Raw genomic sequence first — 12,708 nt, forward strand, 5'->3', positions numbered from 1 at the left:
TTGATCGGCGGCCTGGCACTGGCGTCGCATAATGTGGTGAGAGCCACGCAAGATGTGGACTTGCTGGTCGACGCTGACCGAGCGGACGACGTTCATGCCGCTGTGACGCGCCTCGGATACGACTGCCTGCATCGAAGCGCCGAGGCAGGCAACTACTCGCGCCATGATGAGCGGGTCGATTTCCTGTACGCGAGCCGCCCGATTGCTCGCAGATTGCTGGCCGGTGCCCGCGAGGTCAAAACCTCCTTCGGCGACCTGCGTGTCATCAGCACCGAGGGGCTGATCGGCTTCAAACTCCAAGGGTGGGTCAACGATCCCCGCCGCACGCGCGATATGGAAGACATTCGGGCACTGCTGCGCGCAAATCGGAGCGCCGTGGACATGAAGGAAGTACGCGAGTACTTTCAGTTGTTCGACCGTATGGAATTGCTCGATGAGCTCCTCCAAGAAATCGACTGACGCTCCAATAGCAGCGGGAGGCGGTGTCACTCCGCCGGTGGCTGCGCCTGCCGATCCATTTCAGGCGCTGGACGACCTGATGGCCGTGGTTGAGGAGCTGTGCCCGGTCTGGCCGCCGCGGCCAACGTTTACTAAGGAATCCCAGAACCGTTTGTAATCAGAGCGGTTACTCGGCACTGCCCAGGCTGGCCAGCGCTTCTTTCGCGCGCTTTGTAATCACCGCGTCTTCGCCTTGCGCTCTGGCGAGAATGGGATAGCTGGCGCGCAGGAGGGGGGCGGCGTCGGTGGGGCGTTTTTGGGCGAGGAGGGTGCGGCCGAGGGAGCTGTTGATGGCAGCGAGTTGGGGGCTGTCGGCGGCGAGGGATTTGGTGGCGATTTGCGAGGCCTGGCGCAAGGTCTGCTCGGCTTCTTTCAGGCGACCTTGTTCGAGCTGCGCGCGGCCGAGGCCGGACAGCGCGGAGGCGGTGTAGGGATGGTCGGCTGGAAGAGTGGCGGCGTAGATCGCCAGCGCCGCGTTGAAATCTTCTTGAGCGCGAGCTGGATTGCCCGCATCGATGCGGACGAGGCCGAGATTCACGAGGTCATGCCCCACGTAAGGATGCTGATCGCCGCGGGCCTTGCGATCCAGTTCGACGACGCGCACCAGCACCTGCTCCGCATGCGCGAGATCGCCGCGACGATGCAGGAACCGCCCGTAGTTGCCGCTGGCATCCAGAGTCATCGGATGCGTTTCGCCTAACACCTTACTCAGGATCTGCAGCGATTCCGTATAGAGCGGCGCCGCCTCGTCGAGTTTGCCCTGGGATTGCAGAGTGAACGCCAGATTCTGCACATGGATGCCGGTGCTTGGGTGATCGTTGCCGAGCACCTGACGATCGATGTCCAAAGCCGCGCGATATAACGTCGCCGCGTGCTCGAATTTACTGCGATACGCATCCAGGCTGGCCAGCTCGCTCAGCACGGACGCCGCCTCGAGGGTGCGGTCTTTCTGATGGTGTTTATAAAGTGCCAGCGCATCGTTGAAATAACGTTCCGCCCCGTCCAGGTCGCCGCGCAGCTGAGCCACACGCCCGTGAGCCTGCAGCGTCGGCGCGATCGCCAGCGCATCGGCGCCCAACAATTCTTTCTGCAGGGTCAACGCGGCATTGAGATGCTCGGCACACGCATCGAGCTGGCCGCGATCGCAGAGTGCGTTGCCGAGAGCCACGCGTGCCAGCGCAACTTCGGGAGCGCGTTCGCCGTGAATGCGGACACGTGATTTCAAAGCATCTTCAAGCAACTCAACGGAGCTGTCATAGAGTCCCATGCTGCCGTAAACGCGCCCGATGGTTCCCAGCAGCGTCGCGCGGGTTTCGGGTTGATCGTTGAGTCCAAGGCGGATCCGTCGTGCACCGATGTCGAGCATTTCGCGAGCGGTCACTTGATTGCCCCGGCTGCGCGAAGGATCGGACAGCTCGAACAGCTCCACCAGGAACGACGATATCTGCTCCGCGCGAGTCCGCTCGGCGGTGGCAACGTCGCGTTCCTGAGCAATCCGCTGCGACTGGATATAAGTAACGGCAGAGAAGGCGGCGAGAGTCAGAACAGTCACGACACCCGCAGCCACCGACCACGCATGACGCTTGATGAACTTGCGAGTTCTGTACAGCCAGGTGTCACTGGTTGCTAGTACCGGCTGGCCAGACAGGTGATGTTCCAAATCCGCCGCGAGTTGTTCCGCGGACGCATAGCGACGCTCGGGATCCTTGCGCATCGCCATGCCGATGATGTTATCCAGATCGCCCCGCAACTCTCGCTCAAGTCGCGCCGGGGTTGTCGCGCGATGCGCGGCGAGGTCCGCCATCAGCTCGGGGGATTCCGTATGCACGCGCGCCACCATCGCGCTCGGCGGTAACGCCTCCTGCTCACAGATGATGCGTTCCATGTCCGTGAGACTGGTGCCGACCAGATGGAATGGCCGCTTCCCGCACAACAATTCGTACATCAGCACGCCAAGCACATAAATATCGCTGGCGGTCGTAATCACATCGCCGCGCACTTGCTCGGGGCTGGCATGCGCGGGCGTCATTACTCTGTACTCGAAGTGAGTGACTGCGAGCGTATGCGCGGAGTGGCGCGAGTCGAGCAGCTTGGCGATGCCGAAGTCCAACAGCTTCGGCACGCCATCCGGCGTGATCAGGATGTTGTTGGGCTTCAGGTCCCGATGCACGATCAGGTTCTGGTGCGCGTAATGGACGGCGCCGCAAATCGTGCGAATCAGCTGTAACCGCGCTTCGAGCGGCAGCCGACGACGGTCGCAATAAGCGTCGATAGGCTCGCCATCGATGTACTCCATGACCAGATACGGCGTGCCGTCGGGAGCGCGACCGCCATCGAGCAGGCGCGCGATGTTCGGGTGCTGCAGCGTCGCCAGGATCTGCCGCTCCATGCGCAGGCGGCTTTGAATCTGCGGTGAGAACAGCCCGCCACGCACGATCTTCAGCGCGACCCGCTGCTGATACTCCTCGTCGGCACGCTCGGCGAGATACACATCGCCCATGCCGCCGGAGCCGAGCTTGCGCACGATGCGGTAGCGGCCCAGCAGTTGCCCTTCCAGCGATTCCAGCGGTGACGCACGGATGCTCTCGCCGGCCGCGACTTCGTCCCAGAAGCCTTGTTCTTGTGCCGCCTTTTCGCCGAGTGCGTCGCCAAGCGCCTGCATGACATGCGACAGCAATGTTTCATCGGCACCGCAGGCACGGCGCACGTAGTCGCCCCGGTCTTGCGTGCTCAGTCCACGGGCGTGGGCGACGATGGTCGTGACTTGTTCGTGAATGTTCTTGCCGTTTTCCATCGGCCGCCATCATGCATCAGAGTGCGATGACCGTGTAATATTCTTCCGGCACGAGACTTAACGTGACACAAAACTGAAAAGTGGGACTAACCCGGAGGAATCATGGCAACGAAGCGTAAAGTGAGCAAAAAGGCCGGCAAGAAGAAAGCGGCCAAGAAAAAGGTCGTCAGCAAGAAGAAGGCCGCCAAAAAGAAGGTGGTCCGGGCCGGTGACGGCGTGGTCCGCACGCCGCAGAAGAACTGAATGGAGACCAGGGTCGGTAACAAGCAGCCGTCCCTGGTGCGTAGTCCAGCCGGTACATCCTTGTACCGGCGTTCGCGTCGTTCGAGGCGACGTTAAGTCGCCTCGAAAAGGCATCGACGCTCACCCCGAAAGGCGTACGGTATCGCCATTCCTCCTTCAGACCGCCGCTCTAATTCATGTATAGATCCCTGCGCCCCCTCCAACACCATAAGCTCCAGGCGCGCGATCTGACCTTCCATGTGTATCGCTGGCCCGGCACCGATCCGGATCCGCTGGTGCTGTTGCATGGCTGGGGCGATACCGGCGAGACCTATCAATTCCTGGTCGATTGCTTTGCCGCCGACCGCACCTGTGTCGCTATCGACATGCGCGGCTTCGGCCGGACGCAACGCCCCGTCGATGGCTATTGGTTTCCAGACTATCTTGCCGATCTCGACGCGCTCCTGGACCAGCTGGCGCCGGACGCGCCGGTCGATCTCATCGGTCACAGCATGGGCGGCAACATCGCGACGCTGTATGCGGGCGTGCGGCCGCAACGCATACGCCGGCTCGTCAGCCTCGAAGGCTTTGGGATGCCGCGCACGACGCCCGATCAGGCGCCGGCCCGCTACGCGCAGTGGCTCGATGAAGTGAAGCAAGGAACTGAATTCGCTGTTTACGAAAGTTATGACCAGTTGGTTCGTGTGCTCGGCCGTCGCAACCCGCGCACGCCGAGAGATCGGGTGGAGTTCATCGCGCGCTCCTGGGGACAGCCGAGAGACGATGGCAAGATCGAGCTGCGGGCCGACCCGAAACATAAACGAGTGAACCCTGTGCTGTACTCACGCGAGCAGGCCGAGGCGTGCTGGCAGGCGATCGAGGCGCCGGTGTTGTTTGTATTGGGCGATCAATCCGATCTGGTGAAGCGCATGGGCGATGAGCTCGCCGAGGCGAAGCTGCGCTCGATCTATCGTAATCTCAGTTTCGCCACCGTCAGCGACGCCGGCCACATGATGCATCACGAGCGGCCGGATGAAGTGGCGGCGCTGATCGAAGATTTCCTCGAGTCCAAATAAGAAAGGCCTGTGTCACTCGCGTGACACAGGCCTCCTGGATAAAGAAACAAACGCTCCGGTTATTTCTTTTCTTTCAATTCATCCGCTGCATCTTCGGCGCCTTCGCGCGCTTCGTCGACAGCGTCATCGACCTTGTTGGCCGTCGATTCCTTGCCACCGTTCTTGATCGTGTCGATGGCCTCGTCGACTTCTTCGCCGGCCTGTTCCACCGGGCCTTTCTTGTCGCACGCGGCCAGGCCGACGCTCAGGGTGGCGGCGAGCATTGCGGACCAGAGCAGTTTCGCAGTCGTCTTCATATGTTTCCTCCACGAGCCATAAATTCGTCAGAAAAACGTTTACGCATGCGGGAAGTTCCGAATTGCTGCGCTGGAACCGGACATAAGCTCACGCGTTCGGACACTGAAAGCGGCTGGCATAAGGAGGTTGCAAGCTGAGGATTTTTCAACGAGGGGTTACGGAGGTTCACATGCTGTCTTGGGCGCTGACATTCTTTGTAGTCGCGATCATCGCCGCCGTGCTGGGCTTCACCAGCATTGCCGGCGCCGCGGCCGGTATTGCGAAGATCTGCTTTTTCATTTTCCTGGTCCTGACCTTGGTCGCACTGGTGGGTGGCGCATTGCGCGGCAGGCCACCGGTTTGACGAGCGGGACAAGCAAAAAGAAAACGGGGCCGAAGGGCCCCGTTTTTTTGTGCCTGGAAAATGGCAGGCGTTACGCGAACAACAACGCCTGACTGACCGCCACGCGCACTGTTTCGGGCACGAACGGCTTGGTGACCAGAAATGTAGGCTCAGGACGCTCGCCTGTCAGCAGACGCTCCGGATACGCCGTGATGAATACGATGGGCACTTCGACTTCGCTCAGAATCTGGCGGACCGCGTCAATGCCGGAGCTGCCGTCGGCCAGCTTGATGTCCGCGAGCACCAAGCCCGGCTCGGTCTTGCGAGCGGCGCGGACTGCTTCGTCCCGCGTGGTCGCGATCGCGGCGACGGTGTGACCCATCTCGCGCACGATGCTCTGCAGGTCCAGAGAAATGATGGGCTCGTCTTCAATGATGAGCACCTTGGTGCTGGGCTGATTGGAGATCTCCCGCACCGCCTGGCTCACCATCTGTTTCACTTCTTCTTCATCGACGCTGAGGATGTGGGCCGCGTCGCTGATGTTGAATCCTTCCATCGCGGTGAGCAGCAGCGCCTGACGGCGTGCCGGCGTGAGCTCGCTCAAACGGCGCTCGACCCCATCTGCATCGCGCTTCAACGCGGCCGCGGGCACTTCGATGTGCGCGCTGTTCCAGAGCTTGTGGAACAACCGATACAGCCCAACCCTTGGGGACAGGCGCGCATCCAACACGGAAGTATCGGCAACAATGGCTTCCAGACATGCCCGGACATAGGCATCGCCACTTTTCTGCGTGCCGCACAGCGCCCGGGCGTACCGGCGCAGATAGGGCAGATGTTCGGCGATGGCGTGAGCTAAGGCCATGGAGACTCCTCAAACGGTTTCTTTAGCGGCGCGATAGGGCGCTCTAGAACGAATGCAGCAATACTATGTACGAAGGGGGTGGAAGGTTCCTTACTCCCTGGAACTTTTTCACGGCGTGGAGCGTTTCCTCCCCCAACTGAACCGACCCTGCCGGCGTCGAGCCGCGCCATTACCTGAATCAGCCATGATCATGAGTGAGCAAACCAAGCCTGGCGAGCCCGTCGAAGCAGCGGCTACGAGCGCGACGGAGCAAGTCCCCGACTGGCTCGGCTCGCGCCTGAAGCGCATGTTCACCGACGTCATGGACGAGCCCGTGCCCGATGAGTTCAAGGCGCTGCTGAAACAGCTGGAAGACAAGGAGCGTGGCGCTTGAGTGGCGATGACGTGGCGAACGCGCCCGACGCTCAACAGCAGCCCAGCCAGCGGAAGCCGTCTATGACCGGCCAGGACAAATTTCTCGAACAGGTAACCGCGCTGCTGCCGGCTTTGCGTGCTTTCGGACGATCCCTGTGCGGCGACCCGGCGCGTGCCGACGATCTGGTGCAGGATACCGTGCTGAAGGCGTGGACCAACCGTGAGCAATTCCAGACGGGCAGCAATCTGAAAGCCTGGTTGTTCACCATTCTGCGCAATTGTTACTACTCGGAGCTGCGTCATCGCAAGTTCGAGATCGAGGATCCGGACGGCATCTGCGCGTCGCAGATGGCCATCGCGCCGGATCACGATGCCAAGCTGCATCTGCGCGATTTGAACCGCGCGCTGCAGGAGCTGCCGGTGGATCAGCGCGAAGCGTTGGTGCTGGTGTGCGCGACCGGCCTGTCCTACGAAGAAGCGGCGGACGTGTGCCAGGTCGCGGTCGGGACGATCAAGAGCCGGATTGCGCGTGCCCGCGATCGCCTGGTCGAGCTGCTCGGCGAGGACGCCACACAGGTGACCGGGACGTTACCCGCGGTGAACTCTCTCAGCGAGTCCAACATTAGCAACGAGCGGCGCTCGGGCGCGTCCTGAGCTTCCGGGCTGCGCTGGGATTTAGATGTAGTCGTCGCGGGGAGTCGCTTTGAAGAGCGCCAAGATCGTTGCCGCGCCACGTTCCTGGTTTGGCCGGAATGCCGGCCTGCGCCCGCGACTCGTGCTCATCGTCGGCATTGCGATGCTGGCGCCAGGTGCGCTCGCGGTCCTGCAAGCGATCTCCAGCTACAACAGCAGCATGCGCATCCTGGAGCAGAACCTCGCTCAAGCCGCGCAGCTGTCGGCGACCGAGCAGGTCAACATGATCTCGGCGTCGCGCGAGATTCTCACCAGCCTGGCCGCGCAACCCGACGTTCGTAACGGTGAAGGTCCGGCGTGCCGGCGCGCCTTGCAGCGAGCGATCGGCGGTCTGGATCAATATTCGGGAGCGTCGGTCGTCGATGCGAAAGGCGAGTTCACCTGCGCCTCGGGCCCGACGCGCACGGGGGTGAACGTTGCCGACCGGCAGTGGTTCATCTCAGTCATGAGTGGCGATGGGTTCGTCATCAGCGATCTGATCGTGAGTCGCTGGCTCGGCACCTGGGGCATCGTCACTGCTGTGCCGCTGGTGGACGAGAACGGTGTGATTCAAGGCGCGGTGGCGCTGTTCATCGGCCTGGACTGGCTGACGCGCCGTTATCACTACGGCAACGAGACCGACGACACCGCGTTCGCGCTGCTCGACAGTCAGGGCGAGATCATCACGGGTGAATCCGAACGTTCGCCGGCGCGGTCGCCACTGCCGTCGCGTGACATCGTGAACGAGCATCTGCGCGAACATATGCAAGGCGGTCAGACGCAGACCTTCCGTGCGCGCGGTCACGATGGAACGTGGCGGCTCTATGCCATCAGCCCGCTGCTCGGCGGACGCATCTTCGTGATCCTCGGCACGCCGGTGCTGACCGCGATCGGTCCCTTGGCGTTGCAAGTCGCCTGGGGTGTGTTCACTCCGTTACTGATGTGGGCATTGGCCATCGCGGTCGTGTGGTTCGGCATCGAGCATCTGGTCGTGCGCTGGATCACCTATCTCGAGCGAATCACGTCGGCTTATGCGGCTGGTCGTCACAGCGTGCGTCCCGAGCGAGTGAGTGCCGCGCCGGCGGAGATTCGCAGTCTGGGCGAAACGTTCTCACGCATGGCGGACTTGTTGTCGGCGCGTGAGAACGAGCTGCGCGACTCGCTCCAGCAAAAAGAAATCCTGGTGCGCGAGATCCATCACCGGGTGAAGAACAACCTGCAGCTGGTGATGAGCTTGCTCAATCTGCACGCGCGCCGTATTCGCGATCCGCGTGCCGAGGTTGCGTTCGCCGAGGCGCGCAGTCGTATCAATGCGCTCGCGACGTTGCACCGACGTTTATATGAATCGGAGAGCCTGCAGGAGATCGACCTGAAGTGGTTCCTCGAAGATCTGTGTGCCGAGCTTCGTCGTGGCGGTCTTTCTCGGGGTCGTAATGTCGAGCTGGCGGTCGATTCGCCAAGCGAAGTGATCGGCCCCGACGTAGCCGTGCCGCTGGGCTTGCTGGTGACCGAAGCGATCACCAACGCGTACAAGCACGCGTTCAACGAGCGCGACGGCGGCCACATCCAAGTGCAGATCGTGCGCGAGTCGCCGGCGACGCTGCTGCTGATCATTCGCGACGACGGTATCGGCTTCGACATGGCAGCCAGCTCACCGGATCAAAGCGGCTTGGGTCGCTCGCTGATCGAGGCGTTCGTGCGTCAGCTGCGCGGCGAGCTGGAGACGCGCTCCGACGATGGCACGGTGGTGCAGGTCAAGTTCCCGGCCCCGCTCAAGGCGGCCGACAAGAAGCATGGCGCGCATCACTCGCCTCATCATCCGAGCGCGCACAACGTGTCCGGCATGGCGCAGCCGGGGCCGGTCGCGCCGACCGCGCCGGCGCCTGACGAGCCGACGAGCAAGTCGGCCTAGCGGCGCAAGGCGCACGCATTTAGTTGGGGCGCGAGCACAAATCTAATCGCTCCCGACTGGGTCTTTGGGGCGCGGGCCAGTATGCTGGCATGTCTGTAACGGACGCCTTCCCAGCCTCGCATGACCAGTCTGAGCGCGCCAACGCGAAGCGTGCTGCGCCACCCTAATCTCTTGTGCTTCATCGGCGGCCGCTTTCTGGCGTCGCTCGGCGCACAGATCCAGGTCGTCGCGGTGGGCTGGCAGATGTATGACATCACCGGCGATCCGCTCGACCTGGGCTTGATCGGGCTGTCGCAGTTCATTCCGTTCGTGACATTGATCTTTCCGGCCGGTCACGCCGCGGACAACCACAACCGCGCTCGCATCGTCACGACGTGTTACTTCACCAGCTCGATCTGCGCGCTCGCGTTGCTGATCATGACTCTGCATGGGCTGCTGTCGGCGTGGCCGATCTTCATGGTGATGATGGTGCTCGGCGCCTCCCGCGCGTTCTCGATGCCGGCCTCGCAGTCGCTGTTGCCGAACCTGGTGCCGACCGATGCGTTCCGGCGAGCGGTCGCATTGAATTCATCGTCTCAACAGATCGCGACCATCATCGGCCCGGCGGTCGGCGGCGTGCTCTATCTCGCCGGTCCATCGGTGGTGTATGCGACAGTGATGACGCTGGCGCTGACGGCCGCGGCGCTGATGTTTCAAGTGCGTGGCGGGAGCGAACTGGTAAACCCGACGCGCGAGCCGTTGAGTCTGCAGAATCTGCTTTCCGGCTTGAAGTTCGTGCGCTCGCGACCGGTGGTGCTCGGTGCGATCTCGCTCGATCTGTTCGCGGTGATGCTCGGTGGCGCGACGGCGTTGATGCCGATGTTCGCGAGCGACATTCTTCACGTCGGTCCGACCGGCCTCGGTTTGTTACGAACCGCACCAGGTATCGGCGCCGCCGCGTGCGGCTTGTTGCTCGCGTTGAGCCCGATCTCGCGACACGTGGGTTCATGGATGTTTGGCGGCGTCGCGATGTTCGGGATCGCGACCATCGTGTTCGGTCTGAGCACGAATTTTTATTTGTCGATGACCGCGTTGGTCGTACTCGGCGCGTCGGACATGGTCAGCGTGTACGTGCGTCATCTACTCGTGCAGCTCGATACGCCCGACTACATTCGTGGCCGGGTCAGCGCGGTCAGCTCGGTGTTTATCGGCGCGTCGAACGAATTGGGCGACTTCGAATCGGGTGTGATGGCGAAGTGGTGGGGCGCCGTTCGCGCCGTGATCATCGGCGGTGTCGCCACCTTGGTGGTGACCGGATTGTGGAGCCGATTCTTTCCGGTGCTGTGGAAAATGCAGGAGTTCCCTGAGCAGAAGAAGTAGTTGCCTTCCTGGTTTTATATCCAGTACCATGCTTTCCATGCCCAGCCCGATTCGCCCTGCTGTTCGCATTGGACGCGGCGCCGTGTCGAATCCTGCTGGGCGCTTTGAATCCACGCGCGCCGAGGTTGTGGACGATGGCTGGGGCAGTCTGGATGAAGAACTGCCGCCGCTCGCGACCACGGTGCAACCGGAGCCGGCGCGCTCCATCATCAGCCGCAATAAATCGCCTGATATTCCCTTCGATCAGTCGATCAATCCCTATCGGGGCTGCGAGCACGGCTGCATTTATTGTTACGCACGGCCTTCGCACGGTTATCTGAATCTGTCGCCGGGTCTCGATTTCGAGACCAAGCTGTTCTACAAGGCGGACGCCGCGCGTCTGCTGGAAGAGGAGCTGTCGGCGCGTAACTATCGCTGCTCGCCCATCACCATCGGCGCCAACACCGATCCCTATCAGCCGATCGAGCGTGAGTACCGGGTCACTCGTAGCATCATTGAAGTGCTGGCGAAGCGTCGGCATCCGTTCTCGATCATTACCAAGAGCGCCATGATCGAGCGGGACATCGATCTGCTGGCGCCGCTCGCCAAAGACAACCTGGTGTATGCGCTGGTGAGCGTCACCACGCTCAACAACGACATCAAGCGCACGCTCGAGCCGCGTACGGCGTCGCCGGCGGCGCGACTGCGAGCCATTCGCAGCTTGAGCGAGGCAGGAATTCCGGTAGGAGTGATGATTGCACCCGTCATCCCGGTACTCACCGATGCCGAGCTGGAAAAAATCGTCGAGGCGGCGGCCGCCGCCGGCGCACGTTCGGCCGGCTATGTATTACTGCGTTTACCGTACGAGCTGAAGGAGTTGTTTCGCGAGTGGCTGGAGCAGAACGAGCCGCTGAAGGCCAAGCACGTCTGGTCGAGACTGCACGACATGCGCGGTGGGCGCGATAACGACCCGCGCTGGGGTCATCGTCAGCGCGGCGAAGGTCGATACGCCGAATTATTGGCGCAGCGGTTCGCGGCGGCGTGCGCGCGATACGGACTCAAACATCGCGAGAGATTTGTGCACAACACGGCGTTGTTTGTTGCGGGCTCCACTGCAAGTAGCGGCGAGTCGCGGCAATTGTCGTTGCTTTGAAGCGGCGACATACGCGTCGCTCGCTGTCACATTTGCGGCGAATGGACATTGCCCCAAGGGCCCATTTGACATTGCTCTTTTAATTCGCGATTCACCATCGTCGGTGCTTGCGCGTTTTCCCGGCATTGACGTATGAATGGCTGGCGTATACTCGATCGTAAAGGTCGAGCGAGACGCGACCGGCGGACCGGGCAGGAAGCGAATCGGATTGCCGGGCATCGGCGAACGCTTCAGGACGGATGTTCCTCGAGAGACCTGCAATCCTGGAGAAGATCATGAACTCTGGTGTCTCTGTCTCGCCGCGTCTCGCGATGGCCATCGCGACCGTGACTGCAACGTTGGCCACGAGCGGCTGCATGACCGCGAAGATCGAGGAGCTCCGTGAGGCGCCGACGCAAATCACGCAGAAGGACGCCATCGTGTTGCTCGCCAAGCCGCATCTGGAAGGCACGGGCACGGAAGACAAATTTCTCGATTGTCTGGAGCGCGAGCTGGTCGGTGAATCGGTCTCTGCGACCGTTGCCGAGAGGCAACGCTCAGGCAAGGCCTTCGAGCCGCGCAGTAATCTGAGCAAGGGCCCGTTCCAGATTTACGCGGACCATTATTTCGTCGATGCGTTGTATCCCTGGCTCGAACCCAGCACCGCGCCGGCCAATGCGCAGGGCTTCAGCGCGTTCCTCGCGCGTCCCGGCGTTTCCGAGCGTGTCGCCGAGATGGGCGTGCGTTACATCGTGTGGGTCGACGGCGTGACGCAAAAGACCGACGGTGGCGGCAGCATCGCCTGCGCGGCCGGTCCCGGTGGCGCCGGTTGCCTCGGCCTGGGCTGGTGGGAGAAGTCTTCCGATTACGAAGCGACGGTCTGGGATCTGCGCCAGGGCATCAGTGCCGGCAGTCTGACCACCGACGTGAAAGGCACGTCGGTAATGATCGGAGCCATCGCTCCCATTCCGCTGATCGCACCGGTGCAGAGCACGGCGTGCGATCGGATGGCGGGGCAATTGAAATCGTTTTTGTTGGGCACGGATGACGAGGAGACGGCGGCGGTCTCGCACAACTGAGGTCGCTTGAGCCTGACTCGTGGTTTCGCGCATTGAACTTGGAGGCGGCACATCCATCGAACGTGGGCTGACCTCGACGAGGCGGGTCAGCGCGCGTTCAGCTGACCGGTCGCACAGTTCCTTTGGCGTCATGCGTCCCTCATGTGCGCT

At 62.0% G+C, this 12,708-nt stretch carries 13 protein-coding genes; 10 read left to right on the forward strand and 3 right to left on the reverse strand.

Going from position 1 to position 12,708, the window contains the following annotated elements:
* Positions 1 to 459 carry a hypothetical protein gene (locus tag ACFPN2_RS16310; protein WP_380598321.1) on the forward strand — a complete coding sequence of 153 codons (459 nt, stop codon included), beginning with the start codon at positions 1 to 3 and terminating at the stop codon, positions 457 to 459.
* 166 nt (positions 460 to 625) lie between these two features.
* Here the strand turns inward: ACFPN2_RS16310 and ACFPN2_RS16315 are convergent, their stop codons facing one another.
* A complete protein-coding gene (locus ACFPN2_RS16315; RefSeq protein WP_380598323.1) occupies positions 626 to 3,292 on the reverse strand; it encodes a tetratricopeptide repeat protein in 2,667 nt (888 codons plus the stop codon).
* Positions 3,293 to 3,394: 102 nt separating this feature from the next.
* Here ACFPN2_RS16315 and ACFPN2_RS16320 point away from each other — a divergent pair, with 102 nt between their 5' ends.
* Positions 3,395 to 3,535: a hypothetical protein gene (locus tag ACFPN2_RS16320; RefSeq protein WP_380598325.1), complete on the forward strand. Its 141-nt coding sequence runs from the start codon at positions 3,395 to 3,397 to the stop codon at positions 3,533 to 3,535.
* Positions 3,536 to 3,711: 176 nt separating this feature from the next.
* A complete protein-coding gene (locus ACFPN2_RS16325) occupies positions 3,712 to 4,590 on the forward strand; it encodes an alpha/beta fold hydrolase (protein ID WP_380598327.1) in 879 nt (292 codons plus the stop codon).
* A gap of 59 nt (positions 4,591 to 4,649) precedes the next feature.
* Here ACFPN2_RS16325 and ACFPN2_RS16330 read toward each other — a convergent pair whose 3' ends face one another.
* On the reverse strand, positions 4,650 to 4,886 hold the full coding sequence (locus ACFPN2_RS16330) for a hypothetical protein (protein WP_380598329.1): 237 nt from the start codon (positions 4,884 to 4,886) through the stop codon (positions 4,650 to 4,652).
* Positions 4,887 to 5,056: 170 nt separating this feature from the next.
* Here ACFPN2_RS16330 and ACFPN2_RS16335 point away from each other — a divergent pair, with 170 nt between their 5' ends.
* On the forward strand, positions 5,057 to 5,230 hold the full coding sequence (locus ACFPN2_RS16335; RefSeq protein WP_129776320.1) for a DUF1328 domain-containing protein: 174 nt from the start codon (positions 5,057 to 5,059) through the stop codon (positions 5,228 to 5,230).
* 70 nt (positions 5,231 to 5,300) lie between these two features.
* Here the strand turns inward: ACFPN2_RS16335 and ACFPN2_RS16340 are convergent, their stop codons facing one another.
* Positions 5,301 to 6,071, reverse strand: a complete 771-nt coding sequence (locus ACFPN2_RS16340; protein ID WP_380598331.1) for a response regulator — start codon at positions 6,069 to 6,071, stop codon at positions 5,301 to 5,303.
* A 190-nt stretch (positions 6,072 to 6,261) separates the two neighbouring features.
* Here ACFPN2_RS16340 and ACFPN2_RS16345 point away from each other — a divergent pair, with 190 nt between their 5' ends.
* The 6 genes from ACFPN2_RS16345 to ACFPN2_RS16370 all read left to right on the forward strand — a co-directional run bounded on the left by ACFPN2_RS16345 (position 6,262) and on the right by ACFPN2_RS16370 (position 12,558).
* Complete coding sequence (locus ACFPN2_RS16345) at positions 6,262 to 6,444, forward strand: NepR family anti-sigma factor (RefSeq protein ID WP_380598333.1); 183 nt, start codon at positions 6,262 to 6,264, stop codon at positions 6,442 to 6,444.
* Entirely contained in the window at positions 6,441 to 7,079 is a 639-nt protein-coding gene (locus ACFPN2_RS16350) for a sigma-70 family RNA polymerase sigma factor (protein WP_380598335.1), read from the forward strand. The genes ACFPN2_RS16345 and ACFPN2_RS16350 overlap by 4 nt, the downstream gene beginning before the upstream one ends.
* A gap of 49 nt (positions 7,080 to 7,128) precedes the next feature.
* Positions 7,129 to 9,009: a sensor histidine kinase gene (locus ACFPN2_RS16355; RefSeq protein WP_380598337.1), complete on the forward strand. Its 1,881-nt coding sequence runs from the start codon at positions 7,129 to 7,131 to the stop codon at positions 9,007 to 9,009.
* Between the two features lie 150 nt (positions 9,010 to 9,159).
* On the forward strand, positions 9,160 to 10,368 hold the full coding sequence (locus tag ACFPN2_RS16360) for an MFS transporter (RefSeq protein WP_380598339.1): 1,209 nt from the start codon (positions 9,160 to 9,162) through the stop codon (positions 10,366 to 10,368).
* 37 nt (positions 10,369 to 10,405) lie between these two features.
* Positions 10,406 to 11,500 (forward strand): PA0069 family radical SAM protein, encoded by a 1,095-nt coding sequence (locus tag ACFPN2_RS16365; RefSeq protein WP_380598341.1) that lies wholly within the window; start codon positions 10,406 to 10,408, stop codon positions 11,498 to 11,500.
* A 275-nt stretch (positions 11,501 to 11,775) separates the two neighbouring features.
* Positions 11,776 to 12,558 (forward strand): hypothetical protein, encoded by a 783-nt coding sequence (locus ACFPN2_RS16370; protein ID WP_380598343.1) that lies wholly within the window; start codon positions 11,776 to 11,778, stop codon positions 12,556 to 12,558.
* Positions 12,559 to 12,708: the final 150 nt, after the last annotated feature.

The organism is Steroidobacter flavus (assembly GCF_042651805.1).
In the GTDB taxonomy this organism is placed as follows: domain Bacteria; phylum Pseudomonadota; class Gammaproteobacteria; order Steroidobacterales; family Steroidobacteraceae; genus Steroidobacter; species Steroidobacter flavus.